The sequence below is a fragment of the Comamonas sp. B21-038 genome (assembly GCF_022387135.1).
Taxonomy (GTDB): domain Bacteria; phylum Pseudomonadota; class Gammaproteobacteria; order Burkholderiales; family Burkholderiaceae_C; genus Comamonas; species Comamonas sediminis.
The window spans coordinates 1,647,985-1,666,741 of sequence record NZ_CP092462.1 but is presented as its reverse complement, the minus strand read 5'-3'; the positions used below and the strand labels follow the sequence as shown (position 1 = coordinate 1,666,741).

Here is an 18,757-nt window from a genome sequence, read left to right as displayed (position 1 = left end):
GCGATGATCTGGGCTATGCCCCATTCCTTTGCATTCCGCCCAGCACTGCTGGCTCTGTTTTTTGCAGCCTCGGCTGCCCTCGCGCCGCAGACCGTGCTTGCCCAGGCAGGCGCGGCCTGTGTGAGCGGCGGCAATACCGAGCAAACCAATGCCTGCGCGGTGCAGGCCTTTCAGCAAGCCGATACCGACAACAATATCCTGTATGCCGACGTCATGCGCATTCTGTCGGCGCACGAGCGCCCTGCACTGCGCCGCGACCAGAACGAGTGGATACGCCAGCGCGCGGCCACCTGCAAAAAGCAGCAGGCCGCGCACGAGGCCCAGCCCGACTGGCCGCGCCGCTACCACGAATGCCTGGTGGCCGAAATCGGCAAGCGCAAGAAGGAGTTGATGGTCTGGCTGCACGAGGGCCCGCCGCCCGAGCTGCTACAAAAACCATAGCCAGCCGCGTTCACCACAAAACGGTGCTGCCCGGGCCTCGCATGCCCGGCGCAGCGCGATAAGAGACAGGAGACAAGTCCATGGATTTCGAGCTATCAGAAGACCAACGCGCCTTTGCCGACACCGCGCGCGCCTTTGCCCAGACCGAGCTGGCCCCGCATGCCGCGCACTGGGATGCAGAGGCCGTCTTCCCCCGTGAGGCGATTGCCAAGGCCGGCGAGCTGGGCTTTTGCGGCCTGTATGCGCCTGAAAACGCCGGCGGCCTGGCGCTGCCCCGGCTGGACGCCACCCTGGTGTTTGAGGAGCTGGCCGCGGTGGACCCGTCCACCACCGCCTTCATCACCATCCACAACATGGCGACCTGGATGCTGGGCACCTGGGCCAGCGATGCCGTGCGCGACGAATGGGGCCCGCTGCTCGCCAGCGGTCAGAAGCTGGCCAGCTATTGCCTGACCGAGCCCGGTGCCGGGTCCGACGCCGCCTCGCTCAAAACCCGGGCCGAGCTGGTCGGCCATGACTACATCATCAACGGCAGCAAGGCCTTCATCAGCGGGGCCGGCGCCACCGACATGCTGGTGCTGATGGCCCGCACCGGTGATGCCCAATCGGGCGCCTCGGGCATCAGCGCCTTTGCGGTGCCTGCGCACCTGGAAGGCATCAGCTACGGCAAGAAGGAAGAAAAGATGGGCTGGAACAGCCAGCCCACGCGTGTGATCAGCTTTGACAATGTGCGCATCCCCGCCAACCACCTGCTGGGCCGCGAGGGCGAAGGCTTCAAGATCGCGATGAAGGGGCTCGACGGCGGCCGCATCAATATCGCCACCTGCTCGGTGGGCGCGGCCCAGGGCGCGCTGACCCAGGCGCAAAGCTATATGCAGGAGCGCAAGCAGTTCGGCAAGCCGATTGCCAGCTTTCAGGCGCTGCAATTCAAGCTGGCCGACATGGCCACCGAACTGGTCGCCGCGCGGCAGATGGTGCGCCTGGCCGCCAGCAAGCTCGACGCCGGCGCGCGCGATGCCTCGACCTACTGCGCAATGGCCAAACGCTTTGCGACGGACGCAGGTTTCAATGTTTGCAACGATGCGCTGCAACTGCATGGCGGCTACGGCTATATTCGGGAGTACCCGCTGGAGCGCCTGATGCGCGACGCCCGGGTGCACCAGATTCTGGAAGGCACCAACGAAATCATGCGGGTCATCATCGCCCGGCGCATGCTCGATGGAGATGCGCCCGAAGCCATCCGCTGAGCAGGCCCCTGCCCTGCCCCTTCTGCCCAAGCACTATCCCACCATGCCACGCCGCCCTCTGGACCCCGAAACTTTGCGCCTCATCGATGCCGTACGCCTGGCACTGGCCGAGCAAGCCGTGGGCGTCCCGGTGGAAGAGAAAACCATGTTCGGCTGCCATGTGTTCATGGTGGACGGCAAGATGTGCCTGGGCGTGGAAAACGATGAGCTGCTGGTGCGCCTGGCACCCGACACCCATGCCCAGGTGGCAGAAATGCCTGGCCTGCGCCCGCTGTCGTCCAAAGGTTTGATGGACGGCTATTTTCTGGTCGGCCCCGCGGCCTACGCCACGCGCGAGGCCTGGCAGCACTGGATCGATGCGGCGCTGGCCTTCAACCCGCGCGCCAAGGCCACACCGAAGAAAAAGCCCAAGGCAGCCGCTTCCGATCCATCCGCCAAGCCGCTCAAAAAACCAAAAACCGCCAAGCCGGCTGGCGATGCGGGCCCGGCCCCCGCCGCCCGCAAACGCCACAGCGTGTTTGACAGCGATCTTTGAGTACTGACTGTCATTCGCAACCCCTACCAACCGACAAGCTTTGCAATAACACCTTCAAGGAGACAAACATGGCAACTATCGCATTCATCGGCCTGGGCAATATGGGCGCGCCCATGGCCATCAACCTGGCCAAGGCGGGCCACCAGGTGCACGCTTTTGACCTGAGCCGCGAGGCGGTAGCCAAGGTGGTGGCAGAAGGCGGCAGCGCCGCGACCAGCGCCCAGGAGGCCGTCGAAGGCGCGGAGGTGGTCGTCAGCATGCTGCCCGCCAGCCAGCATGTCGAAGGCCTGTTTCTGGGCAACGGCAGCCAGGCGGGCCTGCTGCAAGGCATTACCAAAGGCGCGCTGATCATCGACAGCTCCACGATTGCGGCAGCGACCAGCCAGAAAGTGGCCAAGGCCGCGCAAGCGCTGGGGATTGGCTTTATCGATGCGCCCGTCTCCGGCGGCACCGGTGGCGCGATTGCCGGCACCCTGACCTTCATGGTCGGCGGCAGCGCAGCAGACTTGGAGCGTGCCCGCCCACTGCTCGAGAAAATGGGCAAGAACATCTTCCACGCCGGCGATGTGGGCGCAGGCCAGACGGCCAAGATCTGCAACAACATGCTGCTGGGCATTTTGATGATCGGCACCAGCGAGGCGATTGCGCTGGGCGTTGCCAATGGCCTGGATCCCAAGGTGCTCAGCGAGATCATGCGCCGCAGCTCGGGCGGCAACTGGGCGCTGGAGGTCTACAACCCCTTCCCCGGCGTGCAGGACGCCAGCGCTGCCACGCGCGGCTACACCGGCGGCTTTGGCACCGACCTGATGCTCAAGGACCTGGGTCTGGCACAGGAGAGCGCGATGACGGTGAAGGCCAGCACCCCGCTGGGCGGCATGGCGCGCCAGCTGTATGCGGCGCACAGCATTGCCGGCCATGGTGGCGAGGACTTCTCCAGCGTCATCAAGATGCTGCAGAAAAAGGGCTGAGCCTCAGCCCTGCTCCGGCGGCCGGCGCTCAGCGCGCGGTCGCCGGCTCCGACAGCGCCATCACCATGCGCGCCACCAGGTACAGGCGCGGCGCAATGCAGTCCAGCAGGATGTATTCGCCATACATGTCATGCGCGCCGTAGCCGCACACGCCCATGCCCTCGACCACCCCACCCCGGGTGTTGAGGGCGGCAAAAGCGGCATCGGTGCCGCCGCCCAGCGCCACATCGTTCACATGCAGCGGTATGCCCAGCTCATCCTGGTAGATGGCTTTGGCCTGTGCGGCGATGCGGCGTGCCGCATCGCTGGCCTGCATCGGCGGGCGGCGCAGTTCAAAGCGGGCCGTCACCTTGCTGCCCTCCAGCAGGCGGTTCTTGATTTTTTCCTGCACCGCATCCTGCAGCGCCTGAAAATCCTGGGCCCGCAGCGCCCGCGCATCGGCCTGCGCCCGCGCATGGGGCGGTATCACATTGCGGGTGGTGCCCGCCTGCGCGATGGTCCAGTTCAGCTTCAGACCATTTTCTAGCTGCGACAGGTCGCGCATCTGCAGCAGCTGGTGCGACAGTTCATAGAGCGCATTCACACCTGCCTCCGGCTTGGCCCCGGCATGCGAGGATTTACCCTCCACATCCAGGAACATCGCACCAATACCACTGGTGGCCAGGTGCAAGGTGCCTTGCAGGCCCCCGCTCTCGAACGAGAAGATGGCATCCTGGTCGCGCGCCAGCGCGCTAATCAGCCGGCGTGAGCCCGGCGAGCTGATCTCCTCATCGCTGTTGAACAGCACGGTGATCTCGCCAAAGTGGTCATAGCCCAGCTTTTGCAGCATCGCAATGCTGTGCAGCACCAGCGCCACGCCCTGTTTTTCGTCTTCCACGCCCAGGCCGTAGACGCGGTCACCCTCGATGCGGAAAGGCTGCTTATCAACATCACCGCGCTGGTAGACGGTGTCCATGTGCGCCATCATCAGGATGCGGGACTGGCCCCGGCCCTTGAAGACAGCCTGCACCATGGGGCCGACCTGCTCCGGCGTATCTTCCAGCCGCACCACATCCGCCGCGGGAATGGTCTGCACCTCGCCGCCCAGTGCTTTCAGGCGCTCGGCAGCCACCTGGGCGATATAGCTGACGCCGCCATAATCGCGGCTGCCCGATTCGATATGCACCAGGTTTTTCAACGTGGCGAGCATGGGGTTTTGCTCTGCCTGCGCTGCGGCATACACGGCAGGCTGGGCTTTGGCAGGCGCTTGGGCGTGGCCGGGCGCGCTCCAGGCCAGCGCCATCCACAAACCACAGAAGACATAAGAGCAGGAAGACGGTCGATCAGGCATGGGCCGATGATAGTACGGCTTCGACAACAAATTGTCACAGAACCGCCATGAGCGGCGATACCGGCGCTGCAGCAGCCTCCCACTCCCTACAATGCGCATTCCTTGAGAAATGATCTTTGCAAGCCATGACCGAGACCGTGCAATGGATGGCCGACGGCACACCTTACAGCCCCCGCTTTGGCGACCGCTACCACAGCGAAGCCGCCCATGCACTGGCCCAGGCCGAGCAGGTGTTCCTGGCCGGTTGCGGCCTGCCCCAGGCCTGGGCAGGCCAGCCGCAGTGGCGCATTCTGGAGACCGGCTTTGGCTTTGGGCTTAATTTCCTGGTCACCTGGCATGCCTGGCAGCAAGACCCGGCCCGGCCCGCACTGCTGCACTTTGTCTCGACCGAGGCCTTTCCCATTACGGCCATGGACCTGCTGGCGCAGGCGCGCAAGTTTCCCCATCTGCTGCCGCTGGCCGAGGAACTGGCAGCCCAATGGTGGGGCCTGCTGCCGGGCGTGCATCGGCTGCGCCTGGCCGGCGGCCAGGTGCTGCTCAGCCTGCTGGTGGGCGACAGCCAGACCATGCTGCGCCAGCACGAGCTGGTCGCCGACAGCATCTACCTGGACGGCTTCAGCCCCGCCCGCAACCCCGACATGTGGAGCCTGCACACCCTGAAGGCCGTGGCACGCTGCGCCCGGCGCGGCACCCGGCTCGCCACCTGGACCATCGCCGCCCAGCTGCGGCGCGACCTGGCCCAGTGCGGCTTTGAGGTGCGCAAGGTGCCCGGCGTGCCGCCCAAGCGCGACAACCTGCAGGCCAGCTTTGCGCCGCACTGGGAGCCCCGCAAGGCGCCGCTGTGGCCCATGGGCGCGCAGGCCCTGCCAGCGCGGCTCGCCGGCGGTGGCGGGCATGCTGCCATCATCGGCGCGGGCATCGCCGGTGCGGCTTGCGCGCGCCAACTGGCCCTGCGCGGCTGGCAGGTGACCGTGCTCGATGCCGCCAGCCATCCGGCCGCCGGTGCCTCCGCACTGCCCGCCGGCATTTTTGCGCCCCATACCAGCAGCGATGACAGCCTGCTCTCGCGCATCACCCGCGCCGGCCAGCGTTGCAGCCTGCAATGCTTGCAGCAGCTGCTGCAGGCCGGGGTGGATTGGGAGATGACCGGGGTGCTGGAGCGCCGGCAACTGGGCACGCCGCCCGATGAGACGGCAGCGCATGGCGACGGCCCGGCGGTGTCGGCACGCCGCAGCGCCCATGAACGGCCACCCGCCTGGAGAGACACACTGGCCGCGCCTGCCGCTGACTGGAGTGACGAGGCCAGCGCCGCCTGCCTGGAGGCGCTGGGCTTGCCCGCCGGCACCCCCGCGCTCTGGCACCCGCGCGGCGGCTGGCTGCGCCCGGCCGCGCTGGTGCAGGCCTTGCTGGACCATCCAGCGATCCGCTTTGTGGGCAACGCCCGGGTGCAGGCGCTCGACGCGCTGGAGACCGCAGAAGGCCCGCCGCAGTGGTCGCTACGCGACGGCCAAGGCCAGCCATGGGCGCAGGCCGATCTGGTCGTGCTCAGCGCCGGGCCGCAATCGGCCAGCATCCGCATTCATGGCCAGCACCTGGCCGCCGCCCAGGCGCTGCAAACCATTCGCGGCCAGGTCAGCTGGGGCAGCTACCCGGCCGGCCAGGCGCCGGCTGTCCACCCGCCCGTCAACGGCCATGGCAGCTGGGTGCCGTATTTCCGCCATGGGCAGACCGGAGAAGCGGCCTGGGTCATGGGATCAAGTTTTGAGCGCGGTAAGGCAACACTGCCGCCTTCGGCCGAGGATGCCGCCGCTGCGCATGCCGGCAACTGGGCCAAGTTGCAAACCTTGCTGCCGGCCGGCCACCGGCCTGACGCCCAGGCCTTTGCCCAGGCCCGGCACTGGGCCCAGCTGCGCTGCGCATCGGCCGACCGGCTACCGCTGGTGGGCCCGCTGCTGCCGGCACAGGCGCTGCAAGCGCTGCCCGAAGGCCTCGCCAGCCCCTGGGTCGCGACGGCGATGGGATCGCGCGGCCTGACCTGGGCGCTGCTCTGCGCCGAACTGCTGGCGGCCCGCCTGCATACGGAGCCGCTGCCGGTAGCCAACCCGCTGGCCCTGGCGCTGGCCAGCGACCGATACTGCAAATAAGCGGTGTTTGAAAGCCCGGGGTTGCTGCGGCCAGGGCCTTCGCTTCGCCCCGTCTACCGGGACTGCTACTGCGCCCATATGCCATTTACTCACTAGCATTTGCCATTTTCATATAACTCGATGTCATACAGGACTGAGAAAAATGTAGTTTGAGTTTATATAAAACTTTTCTACAGTACATCGCAACAGCCCAGCTCCGCCGCCATTGGGGCAGCGGGCACACCAGGGCTCGGTAGCTGCAACTTCCGCACCACGATGTACCAATACACCCCTTTTGACCGCCAGTTTGTCCAGGCCCGAGCAGACCAGTTCCGTGACCAGCTCCAACGCTGGGAAACGGGCCGGCTGAGTGAAGAAGAATTCCGCCCGCTGCGTCTGCAAAACGGCTGGTATGTGCAGCGCTACGCACCGATGCTGCGGGTGGCAGTGCCTTATGGCGAAATCAACTCTGCCCAGATCCGCGTGCTGGCCCGCATTGCCCGCGAATACGATGAACCGGACGCCCAGCTGTACCAGGACGCGCTCAAGACCCAGGGCGCCATGGGCACCACCTACCTGCCCACCCACTACGCCCATTTCACCACCCGCACCAATGTGCAGTTCAACTGGATTCCGCTGTCCAAGTCCGCTGATGTGATGGACCTGCTGGCCAGCGTCAACCTGCACGGCATCCAGACCAGCGGCAACTGCATCCGCAACACGACCACCGATGCGCTGGCCGGCGTGGCGGTGGACGAGCTGGTGGACCCCCGCCCCTATGCCGAGGTACTGCGCCAATGGACCACCTTGCACCCCGAGTTCGCGTTCCTGCCGCGCAAGTTCAAGATTGCGATCAGCGGCTCGGCAGAAGACCGCGCCGCCACCGGCTGGCACGATGTGGGTCTGCATCTGGTCAAGAACGAGGCTGGTGAAATCGGCTTCAAGGTGTTTGTCGGCGGCGGCATGGGCCGCACGCCGGTGATCGGCACACCCATCCGCGAGTTTCTGCCCTGGAACCAGGTGCTCAACTACATCGAAGCGATCGTGCGCGTCTACAACGAGCGCGGCCGCCGGGACAACAAGTACAAGGCCCGCATCAAGATCCTGGTCAAGGCCGAAGGCCAGACCTACATTGATTCGGTGGAAGAGGAATTCCGCCAGATCGTCGAAGTCGACGGCGGCCCGCACACCATCCCCCAGGCCGAATTCGACCGTGTTGCCGCCTGCTTTGTCGCGCCGGACCTGTCGGCCTACCCGCAGGTGAACGCCACCGAAGCCAAGCACCTGCTGACCGAGCAAGGCGCACGTGAGCCGGCCTTTGGCCGCTGGGTGAGCCGCAATGTGCGCGCCCACCAGAACCCGCAGCTGCGTGCCGTGGTGCTGTCGTTCAAGCGCGTTGGCCAGGCGCCCGGTGATGCCTCGGGCGAGCAGCTCGACGCGCTGGCCCAGCTGGTGGACCAGTTCTCCGCCGGCGAAGCCCGTGTGACCCACGACCAGAACGTGGTGCTGCCCTGGGTGCATGTGAGCCAGCTGCATGACCTGTGGCTGCAGGCCAAGGCCCTGGGCCTGGCCAGCACCAATGTGGACCTGCTGACCGACATGATCGCCTGCCCCGGCGGTGACCTCTGCGCACTGGCCAATGCCCGCAGCCTGCCGATTGCCGCCGCCATCACCGAGCGCTACCAGGACCTGGACGAGCTCGACGACATCGGCGACATCGACCTGCATATCAGCGGCTGCATCAACAGCTGCGGCCACCACCACAGCGGCCATATCGGCATTCTGGGCGTGGACAAGGACGGCAAGGAGTGGTATCAGATCACCGTGGGCGGCTCCGACGGCGCCCAGCTGTCGGGCGCCCCCCAGGCCGGCAAGGTGATCGGCCCCTCGTTCAGCGCCGCCGAAGTGCCGGGCGTGATCGAAGCGGTGTTGTCCACCTACCGCGATCTGCGGAGCAACGGCGAACGCTTTATCGATACGGTGCGCCGTGTCGGCCTGGATCCCTTCAAGGAAGCCGGCAAGTCCGCCCGCCTGCCGGAAGCGGCTGATACGGCTGCAGAAACCACCGAAGCCTGAGCATTGAGAAGAACAACGATGAGCATTCCCAACGATTTCCAGATCCTGGCCGCCGGTGACCACCAGCCCGCTGCCGAAGGCGACCGCAGCGTGCTGCGGCTGGCCAATGATGCCGATGCACTGCAAGTCTCGCTCGATGGCGTGGAGCGCATCGACCTCGACTTTCCCGCCTTCACCGATGGCCGCGCGTTCAGCCAGGCCTACCTGCTGCGCCGCCGCCGGGGCTTCAAGGGCGACATCCGCGCCCATGGCGATGTGCTGATCGACCAGCTGGTGCAGATGCACCGCACCGGTTTCAGCAGTGCGGTGCTGAAAGCAGGCGTGGACGTGGCCGATGCCGCGCGCCAGTTTGAGCGTTTTGCCGGTTTTTACCAAGGCGACGTCGAAGCCAAGCCCCATTTTGACCAGGCCGCCGCATGAGCAAGACCACCCTCACTCCCCAAGAGCTGGCCCGTGTGAATGCCGAGCTGGGCAACGACGCCGCCGGCCTGGTGCGCTGGGCGCTGTCGCTGGGCCAGACCAGCATCGTGACCACCAATTTCCGCCCGTTTGAAGCGGTAATCCTGCACCTGGTCACGCAAGTGCAGCCCGATGTGCCGGTGGTCTGGATGGACAACGGCTACAACACCGAGGCCACCTACCGCTTTGCCGACGAGGTGACGCGCCAGCTCCAGCTGAACCTGCAGATCTACCTGCCACGCCGCTCGCGTGCGCACCGCGAAGCCGTTGAAGGCGCGACGCCCGCGCTTGATGACCCGCGCCACGCCGCCTTTACCGAAGAGGTCAAGCTCGAGCCCTTTGCCCGCGCGCTGCGCGAGACCCGGCCCCAGGTCTGGTTCACCGCACTGCGCGCGACCGACACCGCCGTGCGTGCGCAGATGGAGGCCGTGAGCCTCAACCCCGATGGCCTCATCAAGGTGGCACCATTGCTGCACTGGTCGTCCAAGGACCTCTACGAATACTGCGAAAAACACGGTCTGCCCAACAACTTCGACTATGTGGATCCCACCAAGGGCGAAGACAACCGCGAATGCGGCCTGCACATTGCCCACTGACCGTATGCAGCCCGCCCGACAAGAAAGTCCCTCAGATATGAACGCCCGTGTCGAAACCGATGTGCTCAACCACCTGAGCAACCAGCACCTGGATGCGCTGGAAGAAGAAACCATCTTTATCCTGCGCGAAGTGGCAGCCGCCTTCGAGCGCCCTGCGCTTCTGTTTTCCGGCGGCAAGGATTCGCTGGTGATGCTCAAATGCGCCGAAAAAGCCTTTGGCGCCGGCCGCATCCCCTACCCGTTGCTGATGATCGACACCGGCCACAATTTCCCCGAGGTGACCGATTTCCGCGATCTGCGCGCCAAGGAACTGGGCGCCGATCTGATCGTGCGCAGCGTCGAAGATTCGATGGCGCGCGGCACCGTGCGCCTGGCCCACCCCGGCGAATCGCGCAATGTGCACCAGTCGGTGACCTTGCTCGAGGCGATCGAGGAGTTCCGCTTTGACGCACTGATTGGCGGCGCGCGCCGCGACGAGGAAAAGGCCCGCGCCAAGGAGCGCATCTTCAGCCACCGCGACAGCTTTGGCCAGTGGCAGCCCAAGGCGCAGCGCCCCGAACTCTGGACCCTGTTCAACACCCGCCTGGCCCCCGGCGAGCATTTCCGTGTGTTCCCGATCAGCAACTGGACCGAGCTCGATGTCTGGCAGTACATTGCGCGCGAAAACATCGCGCTGCCGAGCCTCTACTACGCCCACCAGCGCGATGTGGTGGAGCGCAAGGGCCTGCTCGTGCCCGTGACGCCGCTGACCCCCGCCCGCGAAGGCGAAACCATTGAAAACCGCACCGTGCGCTTCCGTACCGTTGGCGACATCACCTGCACCTGCCCGGTGAGCAGCGACGCCGCCTCGGCCGACGACATCGTGCTGGAAACCCTGGCCGCCGATGTGAGCGAGCGTGGCGCCACCCGCATGGACGACAAGACCAGCGACGCCTCGATGGAAAAGCGCAAGAAAGACGGATACTTCTGATGACTACCGATACCCTGAGCGCCGTGCGCACCCCCGCCCACGACAACCAGCGCACCGCATCGGCGCTGCGCTTCATCACCTGCGGATCGGTCGATGATGGCAAGTCCACGTTGATCGGCCGCCTGCTGGTGGACAGCAAATCGGTGCTGCAGGACCAGCTTGCCGGCGTGCAGCGCAGTGGCGAGACCGACCTGGCCCTGCTCACCGATGGCTTGTCTGCCGAGCGCGAGCAAGGCATCACCATCGACGTGGCCTACCGCTACTTCGCCACCGAGACGCGCAAGTTCATCATTGGCGATGCACCCGGCCATGAGCAGTACACCCGCAATATGGTGACCGCCGCATCGAGCGCCGACGCCGCCGTCGTGCTGGTGGACGCGACCAAGCTGGACTGGCAGAACCCGCAGCTCGCGCTGCTGCCCCAGACCCGCCGCCACAGCCTGCTGGCCCATCTGCTGCGCGTGCACTCGCTGGTGTTTGTGATCAACAAGCTCGACGCCGTCACCGACCCGGCACGGGCCTTTGCCAATATCCGCAATGCGCTGGCCGCCTTTGCCCAGGCAGCGGGCATCACCGTCGCTGCCACCATCCCGGTCTCGGCCTTGAAGGGCTGGAACGTGGTGACCTCGCATCCCGACTGGGCCGGCTACCAGGGCCCGAGCCTGCTGGAGCTGCTGGAGAAGCTGTCGACAACGCCCGCCGACGCCGGCCAGCCTCTGGCGTTTTCCGTGCAATGGGTCGAGAAGTTCTCTGCGTCGGCCGACACCCACCAGGGCCGCCGCATTTTCTGGGGCCGTGTTGGCACAGGCGATGTGGCGGTGGGCACCGCCGTGCAGATCCTGCCCAGCGGCCAGCGCGCTACCGTCGCCCAGGTGCTGGACCATGTCCGCCAGCCCGTAGCGCGCGGCGCCGGCCAGAGCGCCGGCATTGTGCTCGACCGCGAGGTGGATGTCTCGCGCGGTGACTGGATCATTGCAGCCCCCGCGCCTGCGGTGACCAGCGCTGCCGACGATGACTTTGACACCCCCAGCGAACGGCCCGCCTGGCCCGCAACGCGCGAGATCACCGCCACCATCGCGTGGATGGACAACGAGCCTCTGCTGCCCGGCCGCGTGTACTGGGCGCTGCATGGCCGCCGCTGGATCAAGGCCAAGGTGCGCAAGGTGCTCAACCGCCTGGACATCCACTCGCTGGAGCGCCAGGATGCCGAGCAGCTCGAACCCAATGCCATTGGCCGCGTGGAGATCAGCTTGCAGGAAGCAATTCCGGCGGCCGCCTTTGTGCGCTCGCGTGAATTGGGCTCGCTAATCCTGGTGGACACGGCTTCCAACAGCACGGCTGCCGCGGTATTGGTGGAATAAAGCAAGCAGTCCCGCAGCTAAAAACCACGTTATTCGGAGGCGGGTTAGGTGCTTGTGCACAAAAACCGTAAAATCCTCCGCTGTTTGTTTGTCTGAATCACTGGCGAAAACCATTCCATGACCCACGTCGTCACCGAAAACTGCATCAAGTGCAAATACACCGATTGTGTGGACGTCTGCCCTGTTGACTGCTTCCGCGAAGGCCCGAACTTCCTGACCATCGATCCGGACGAATGCATCGACTGCGCCGTCTGCATCCCCGAGTGCCCTGCCAACGCCATCTATGCCGAAGAGGATGTGCCTGCGGACCAGTTGGCCTTCATCAAGCTCAATGCCGAACTGGCCTTGGCCGACGGCTGGAAGAGCATCACCAAGCGCAAGGCACCGCTCGAAGGCGCCGACGAGGCCAACGGCCAGCCGGGCAAGCTCAAGGACCTGATCCGCTGAGCCCAGTCCCTATGCAGGAATACCGCGCTTTGACGCCCAGTCCCTGAATCCGCCAAGCCAGCCTCCGCGCTGGCTTTTTTATGCTTCGCGCCCACCCAGAGCTACCGCCATGCACAGTGCCGCCTTTGCCAACACCCCCCAGCCGCCGTACTACGCCGTGATCTTCACCTCGCAGCGTAGCGACACCGAGCACCAGCGCTATGCCGAGATGGCCGATGCCATGGTGGCGCTGGCCGCGCAGCAGCCTGGCTTTTTGGGCGCCGAAAGCACGCGCGGCAGTGACGGCCTGGGCATCACCGTGTCGTACTGGCAAGGTGAAGAAGACATCCGCCGCTGGAAGGCCCACAGCGACCACCTGATTGCCCAGCGCATCGGTGCCGAGCGCTGGTATGCGCATTACCAGGTGCGGGTGGCGAAGGTGGAACGGTCTTATGGCATGCAGCACGCGAGCGCAGCCTGACGTGACAAGCCCTGCGCCATGGGACATGGCACAGGGCTGGCAGTCGGAGGGTGAGGGCCGGGAATTTACAGCCGGATCTCGCGGTGCTCGCCCATGCCTTCGGGCCGCTCTCCGGTGACTGCCGACTTGGCCATCTTGAACAGCTGCACCAGCTTGTTTTCCTTGACATCCCAGTATTCGGCGAAGTCAACGCGGGCAATCAGAATTTGCAGGTTGGGATCGTTGGGGCCATCCGGAAACCAGGCCTTGGCCATCGGGCCGTAGAACTTCTCCTTGATCGCCAGATCATCGCTGACTGACGCTTTGGCCGAAATCGACACATAGCTGTCTTTATCGGGGTCTGCGTAAGAGATATTGATATCGCTGGAATGCTGCAGACAGCGCGACAGATCCGAATCCTTGCCGAGCAGGAAATACAGATGCTTGTCCTCATTCATGCCTTCACGGTTGGCTGTCGTCATGGGGCAGGCATGCAGGCTGCCATCCTCATGGCGGTGGGTAATCATCGCAAAGCGAATGTCCTTGATCAGTTCCCACAATTTTTCACGCGGATTTTCTTGGGCCATGGCGAGACTCCTGTCGATTTGGAAAATTTCACTGTATCGATGGGTCTTGGCCGCCGTTGTAAGGCAAACGCCTCCCCGGGGATCGGCGTTTCCATGATCCGTCTGTGAAAGATTCGCACCCCTCCCCGGCTACCGATGGGGGTGATCGCAGTTACGGCAACACGTGCTGAGCCACTGCGCCGAAGCTTCGGTACCTCTGCGCCGCGCGCCTGATGGCCTCCACGCAGGCCCGGGTGGCTTCAGCGCTGCGCCGCTGTCATGGCCGCCACCACCTGCTGCAGTGCCGCCGGGTCTTCCATCGTCGACAGATCGCCGGTGTCCCGTTTCTCGGCCACGGCCTGCAGCGCGCGGCGCAGCAGCTTGCCACTGCGGGTCTTGGGCAGGCTGGCCACAAAGTACACCCGCGCCGGCCTGGCCACGGCACCCAGCTGCGTGTCGACATGGTTGCAGACGGATTTTTCCAGCGCATTGCAGGCGGCAAGGTCACCGGCCACCGCATTGCTGCGCGCAACGGCAAAGGCCAGCGCGACCTGGCCTTTGAGCGCATCGGCCACTCCGACCACGGCGACCTCGGCAATGTCCGGGTGGCCGGAGATGCTTTCCTCGATCTCGCGCGTGCCCAGGCGGTGGCCGGCAACGTTGATCACGTCATCGGTGCGTCCGAGGATGAAGTAGTAGCCGTCCTTGTCGCGCACGCCCCAGTCAAAGGTGCTGTAGACCAGGCGGCCGGGGATGCTCTTCCAGTAGGTGTTGACGAAGCGCTGGTCGTCGCGCCAGATGGTCATCAGGCAGCCAGGGGGCAAGGGGCCTTCGATGGCGATCACACCCTTTTGCATCGGCTCCTGCAGCTCGGCGCCGGTGTCGCCGTCGATCAGCTTGACGTGGTAGCCAAACACCGCCTTGCCCGGACTGCCAAAGCGCGATGGCTGGGGCTCGACGCCATTGCACAACGTGAGGATGGGCCAGCCGGTTTCGGTCTGCCAGTAGTTGTCGATGATGGGACGCTGGATGGCGCCGCTGATCCAGCTGGCGGTGGGCTCGTCCAGCGGCTCACCGGCCAGCCACAGCGCCTGCAGGCTGCTCAGGTCGTACTTGCGCAGGTACTCCGGATCCTGCTTTTTGAGCACCCGGATGGCGGTGGGCGCCGAGAACATGTGCGTGACCTTGTATTTCTCGACCAGGCTCCACCAGATGCCCGGGTCCGGCCGCACCGGCACGCCTTCATACATGAGGGTGGCCATGCCGCCGATCAGCGGCGCATAGATGATGTAGCTGTGGCCCACCACCCAGCCGATATCGCTGGTGCAGAAAAAGGTCTGGCCGGGCTTGGCATCGAAGATCGCCGGCAGGCTGGCGGCCAGCGCCACCGTGTAGCCGCCGGTGTCGCGCTGCACGCCCTTGGGCTTGCCGGTGGTGCCGCTGGTGTAGAGCGTGTAGCTGGGGTGCGTGGACTCCACCCATTCGCAGGGCACCTGCGCATCGAGGTGCCGGGCACGCAAATCGGCCCAAAGGTGGTCCCGGCCAGGCACCTGCTGCATGGGGGCCAGGCCCCGGTCCACCATCAGCACGGCCTGGGGCTGGTGGCTGGCCAGCGCAATGGCCTCGTCCAGCAAGGGTTTGTAGGGCACGACCTTGCCGGCGCGCGATCCTGCATCGGCGCTGATGATGACGCTGGGCTGGGCGTCATCAATGCGCGTGGCCAGCGAGCCCGAGGCAAAGCCGCCAAACACCACCGAATGGATGGCGCCGATGCGCACGCTGGCCAGCATCGCGATGGCGGCCTCGGCAATCATCGGCATATAGATCTGCACGCGGTCGCCTTTCTTGACGCCCAGCGCCTGCAATGCGGCGGCCATGCGCTGCACCTCGCGGTGCAGCTCGGCATAGCTGTAGCTGCGCTCGGTGTTGGTCTCCGTCGATACCGCAATCAGCGCGGCCTGGTCGCCGCGCTCTGCCACATGGCGGTCGATGGCGTTGTGGCAGAGGTTGGTCAAGCCACCGGCAAACCAGCGCGCAAACGGCGGGTTGCTGTAGTCACAGATCTGCTGGGGCGGCACCTGCCAGTCGATGCGCTGCGCCTGCTCGGCCCAGAAGGCATCGCGGTCATTGATCGAGCGGTCGTAGAAGTCGGCAAAACGGCTCATCGAAGTCTGTCTCCATCTTTTGTCGTGGAGCCATTATTTCCCTTTGTCTTGCATACCGCTGACAAATGCGCGCCCGGCTGCGCGGCCTACCCTGTGGTTTTCCCGCATACATGCGGGCCGCCCAGAGGGGCTTTTGCGGCACCGGGCGCAGTTTCGGCGCCGGCCGGCCCGGGCGGGCTGCGGCATCGCGCACAATCAGCGGCATGGCGCACCACCCCGGTGCTGTGGCGCGCCGGATGACGAAGGGTGTCCCATGCTCAATGGTTTGTGGCTGGGTTTTTTTGTGGTGGCGGCTTTTGCCGCATTCGCGCAGTGGCTGGTGGGCGGCCATGCCCAGATTTTTGGCGACATGGTGCAGGCGCTGTTCGCGATGGCCAAGCTCTCGGTCGAGGTGATGGTGCTGCTGTTTGGCACGCTCACGCTGTGGCTGGGCTTTTTGAAGATTGCCGAAAAAGCCGGGCTGGTCGATATGCTGGCCCGCTGGCTGGCCCCCCTGTTTGCCCGGCTGATGCCCGAAGTACCGCGCGGCCACCCTGCGCTGGGCCTGATGACCCTGAACTTTGCCGCCAATGCGCTGGGGTTGGACAACGCTGCCACCCCCATCGGGCTCAAGGCCATGCGTGCGCTGCAGGACATCAACCCCTCGCCCACCTCGGCCAGCAATGCACAGATTCTGTTTCTGGTGCTCAATGCCTCGTCGCTGACCTTGCTGCCGGTGACCATCTTCATGTACCGCATGCAGCAAGGCGCGCCCGACCCGACCCTGGTCTTTCTGCCGATCCTGCTGGCCACCTCGGTCTCCACGCTGGTCGGCCTGATCTCAGTGGCCATCGTGCAGCGTCTGCCGCTGTGGCACCCGGTGGTGCTGGCCTATCTGCTGCCGGTAGGCCTGGTGCTGGCTGGCTTCATGGCTTTTTTGGCGACACTGACGTCGACCGCGATGGCGCAGGTTTCATCGCTGCTGGGCAACCTGACCCTGTTTGGCCTGGTGGTGCTGTTTGTGGTGGTGGGGGCGCTGCGCAAGGTCGCTGTGTATGAGAGCTTTATCGAAGGCGCCAAGGAAGGCTTCGACGTGGCCAAAGGGCTACTGCCCTACCTGGTGGCCATGCTCTGCGCCGTCGGTCTGTTCCGCGCCTCGGGCGCGCTGGGCTATGCGCTCGACGGCATCCGCTGGCTGGTAGACCTGAGCGGCATGGATTCGCGCTTTGTCGATGCGCTGCCTACCGCGCTGGTCAAACCCTTCTCCGGCAGCGCTGCGCGCGCGATGCTGATCGAGACCATGCAAAGCCATGGCGTGGACAGCTTCCCTGCGCTAGCAGCCGCCATCATCCAGGGCAGCACCGAGACCACCTTCTATGTGCTGGCGGTGTACTTTGGCGCCGTCGGCATACAGCGCGCCCGCCATGCGGTGCCCTGCGCGCTGCTGGCCGAGTTCTCGGGCGTGGTGGCCGCGATTGTGGTCTGCTACCAGTTCTTTGGCTGATGCCTGCAGCAGCCGCCTGCCCGGGCTGCAGGCGCTTGCTGCTGAGGGATGTAGCTGCCGTCAGGCATCCGGCATGATCGCGTCGGCCCAGTCATAGAGGGTGCCCAGAATCTCTTCGGCGCGCTCATCAGCGGTTTCCTGCAGCTGGTCGATCTCGGCAAACATCTGCTCGGCCGTGCGCGCGCCGCCCCGCCCTTCCTGCAAGAAGGCGATGCGCAGCTCCAGCCAGCGCTGCTGCTCTTCGGGGTTCAGCGAATCGGGGAAATTGCGCGCGCGGTAGCGGAACAGCAACTCATGCAGGCGCGCATCATCAAACCCAGGCTTGGCAACGGCCAGCTCCTGCGGGTGCATGCCGGTCAGCTGGGTCAGGCGGCGGCGGTCGGCCTGGCCGATGAAGCCGCCGTACAGATCCTGGTCCACATCCACGTCCTGCAGCGGCGGGCGCTCGAACACGGCGGCCCAGGTGGCGCTCATATCGGGCAGATCGCGGGCAATCGCGGCATGGCGCAGGGCCTGGTCCATGTCGATCTGCCAGCGCTGTGCCTGCTCGAAGCTCAAGGTGCGCAGGCTGCTGACGACCATCGGCGACTTGTTCAGATGCACGGTCTTGATCGGCAGGCGCGTCATGCCTTCGGGCAGATCGGCCGCTGCGCTGAACATGCGCAGGCGCATCTCGTCGACCGACAGCTCTGCGAGGTGGCTCGGGTCCTGCGACAGGTCCCAGGCGATGATCTCGTTTTTGTTGGTCGGATGCTGGGCCAGCGGCCAGGCCACCGCAATGCAGCCACGCTCGACCCCGTACATGCCCGATACATGCAGAAAGGGCCGGGCCTGTGCAGCGGTGGCCGGCAGGGCCAGCTCCTGCATGACGCGGTCCTTCTTGTGCAGGCCCAGCGCAAAATCGAACAGGCGCGGCTGCAGGCGCTTGATAAGCCGGGCCAGGCCAATGGTGGCGCGCACGTCGCTGAGCGCATCATGCGCCGATTCATGCAGGATGCCGTTGGCGCGGGCCAGGTCTTCGAGCTTGAAGCTGACCGAGCCATCGTCCTTCCTGGGCCACTGGATGCCTTCGGGGCGCAGCGCATGGACCATGCGCACGACATCGAGCAGATCCCAACGGCCGCAGCCGTTCTGCCATTCGCGGGCATAGGGGTCGCGCAGGTTGCGCCAAAGCAGGTAGCGCGTCACCTCGTCATCAAAGCGGATGGTGTTGTAGCCCACACCGATGGTGCCGGGACGGCCCAGCTCGCCCTCCACCACCGCTGCAAACGCGTGCTCGGGCACGCCCTGCTCCAAGCAGTGCTGGGGCGTCAACCCGGTGATCAGGCTGGCTTGGGGGCTGGGCAGGTAGTCGAGCGCTGGCTGGCAGTACAGCATGACCGGCTCGCCAATCTCGTTGAGATCCATGTCCGTGCGGATGCCGGCAAACTGCGCGGGGCGGTCACGGCGCGGCACGGCGCCAAAGGTTTCATAGTCATGCCAGAAAAAGCTGGCGGAGGCGGACGGGGAATTCTGCATGCCCGCTAGTATGCCTGCTCTGGTAGCCACAGC

General features: G+C 65.3%; 17 protein-coding genes. 13 read left to right on the top strand and 4 right to left on the bottom strand.

Annotated elements, in window-relative coordinates; all coding sequences use genetic code 11:
• Window positions 1-15 precede the first annotated feature (15 nt).
• The 4 genes from MJ205_RS07490 (at window position 16) to mmsB (ending at window position 3,191) form a co-directional block, all read left to right on the top strand.
• Window positions 16-441 (top strand): lysozyme inhibitor LprI family protein, encoded by a 426-nt coding sequence (locus MJ205_RS07490; protein WP_239811872.1) that lies wholly within the window; start codon window positions 16-18, stop codon window positions 439-441.
• A gap of 80 nt (window positions 442-521) precedes the next feature.
• Window positions 522-1,688: an acyl-CoA dehydrogenase family protein gene (locus MJ205_RS07485; RefSeq protein WP_239811871.1), complete on the top strand. Its 1,167-nt coding sequence runs from the start codon at window positions 522-524 to the stop codon at window positions 1,686-1,688.
• Window positions 1,689-1,731: 43 nt separating this feature from the next.
• On the top strand, window positions 1,732-2,223 hold the full coding sequence (locus MJ205_RS07480) for a TfoX/Sxy family protein (protein ID WP_239811870.1): 492 nt from the start codon (window positions 1,732-1,734) through the stop codon (window positions 2,221-2,223).
• Window positions 2,220-3,191 carry a 3-hydroxyisobutyrate dehydrogenase gene (mmsB, locus tag MJ205_RS07475; protein WP_256460969.1) on the top strand — a complete coding sequence of 324 codons (972 nt, stop codon included), beginning with the start codon at window positions 2,220-2,222 and terminating at the stop codon, window positions 3,189-3,191. Before MJ205_RS07480 ends, mmsB begins: the two co-directional genes overlap by 4 nt.
• Before the next feature lie 28 nt (window positions 3,192-3,219).
• Here mmsB and MJ205_RS07470 read toward each other — a convergent pair whose 3' ends face one another.
• Complete coding sequence (locus tag MJ205_RS07470) at window positions 3,220-4,473, bottom strand: glutamate carboxypeptidase (protein ID WP_239812685.1); 1,254 nt, start codon at window positions 4,471-4,473, stop codon at window positions 3,220-3,222.
• A 173-nt stretch (window positions 4,474-4,646) separates the two neighbouring features.
• On the opposite strand from MJ205_RS07470, the gene mnmC reads away from it, so the two are divergent.
• The 8 genes from mnmC (at window position 4,647) to MJ205_RS07430 (ending at window position 13,013) form a co-directional block, all read left to right on the top strand.
• Complete coding sequence (gene mnmC / locus MJ205_RS07465; RefSeq protein ID WP_239811868.1) at window positions 4,647-6,665, top strand: FAD-dependent 5-carboxymethylaminomethyl-2-thiouridine(34) oxidoreductase MnmC; 2,019 nt, start codon at window positions 4,647-4,649, stop codon at window positions 6,663-6,665.
• Between the two features lie 255 nt (window positions 6,666-6,920).
• The gene (locus MJ205_RS07460; protein WP_239811867.1) at window positions 6,921-8,720 is read left to right on the top strand and encodes a nitrite/sulfite reductase; all 1,800 of its coding nucleotides are present in this window, start codon (window positions 6,921-6,923) and stop codon (window positions 8,718-8,720) included.
• Window positions 8,721-8,738: 18 nt separating this feature from the next.
• On the top strand, window positions 8,739-9,140 hold the full coding sequence (locus MJ205_RS07455; protein ID WP_230776971.1) for a DUF934 domain-containing protein: 402 nt from the start codon (window positions 8,739-8,741) through the stop codon (window positions 9,138-9,140).
• Complete coding sequence (locus MJ205_RS07450) at window positions 9,137-9,775, top strand: phosphoadenosine phosphosulfate reductase domain-containing protein (RefSeq protein WP_230776969.1); 639 nt, start codon at window positions 9,137-9,139, stop codon at window positions 9,773-9,775. The genes MJ205_RS07455 and MJ205_RS07450 overlap by 4 nt, the downstream gene beginning before the upstream one ends.
• A gap of 37 nt (window positions 9,776-9,812) precedes the next feature.
• On the top strand, window positions 9,813-10,745 hold the full coding sequence (gene cysD / locus MJ205_RS07445) for a sulfate adenylyltransferase subunit CysD (protein ID WP_239811866.1): 933 nt from the start codon (window positions 9,813-9,815) through the stop codon (window positions 10,743-10,745).
• A complete protein-coding gene (locus MJ205_RS07440; protein WP_239811865.1) occupies window positions 10,745-12,106 on the top strand; it encodes a sulfate adenylyltransferase subunit 1 in 1,362 nt (453 codons plus the stop codon). Before cysD ends, MJ205_RS07440 begins: the two co-directional genes overlap by 1 nt.
• Before the next feature lie 117 nt (window positions 12,107-12,223).
• Complete coding sequence (gene fdxA / locus MJ205_RS07435) at window positions 12,224-12,553, top strand: ferredoxin FdxA (protein WP_230776950.1); 330 nt, start codon at window positions 12,224-12,226, stop codon at window positions 12,551-12,553.
• A 109-nt stretch (window positions 12,554-12,662) separates the two neighbouring features.
• Window positions 12,663-13,013 carry an antibiotic biosynthesis monooxygenase family protein gene (locus MJ205_RS07430; RefSeq protein ID WP_239811864.1) on the top strand — a complete coding sequence of 117 codons (351 nt, stop codon included), beginning with the start codon at window positions 12,663-12,665 and terminating at the stop codon, window positions 13,011-13,013.
• A 65-nt stretch (window positions 13,014-13,078) separates the two neighbouring features.
• Here the strand turns inward: MJ205_RS07430 and MJ205_RS07425 are convergent, their stop codons facing one another.
• The gene (locus tag MJ205_RS07425; protein WP_239811863.1) at window positions 13,079-13,579 is read right to left on the bottom strand and encodes a pyridoxamine 5'-phosphate oxidase family protein; all 501 of its coding nucleotides are present in this window, start codon (window positions 13,577-13,579) and stop codon (window positions 13,079-13,081) included.
• Between the two features lie 239 nt (window positions 13,580-13,818).
• A complete protein-coding gene (locus MJ205_RS07420) occupies window positions 13,819-15,723 on the bottom strand; it encodes a propionate--CoA ligase (RefSeq protein WP_239811862.1) in 1,905 nt (634 codons plus the stop codon).
• Between the two features lie 253 nt (window positions 15,724-15,976).
• Here MJ205_RS07420 and MJ205_RS07415 point away from each other — a divergent pair, with 253 nt between their 5' ends.
• Window positions 15,977-17,206 (top strand): nucleoside recognition domain-containing protein, encoded by a 1,230-nt coding sequence (locus MJ205_RS07415; RefSeq protein ID WP_239811861.1) that lies wholly within the window; start codon window positions 15,977-15,979, stop codon window positions 17,204-17,206.
• Between the two features lie 60 nt (window positions 17,207-17,266).
• Here MJ205_RS07415 and sbcB read toward each other — a convergent pair whose 3' ends face one another.
• Window positions 17,267-18,724, bottom strand: a complete 1,458-nt coding sequence (gene sbcB, locus MJ205_RS07410; protein WP_239811860.1) for an exodeoxyribonuclease I — start codon at window positions 18,722-18,724, stop codon at window positions 17,267-17,269.
• Window positions 18,725-18,757: the final 33 nt, after the last annotated feature.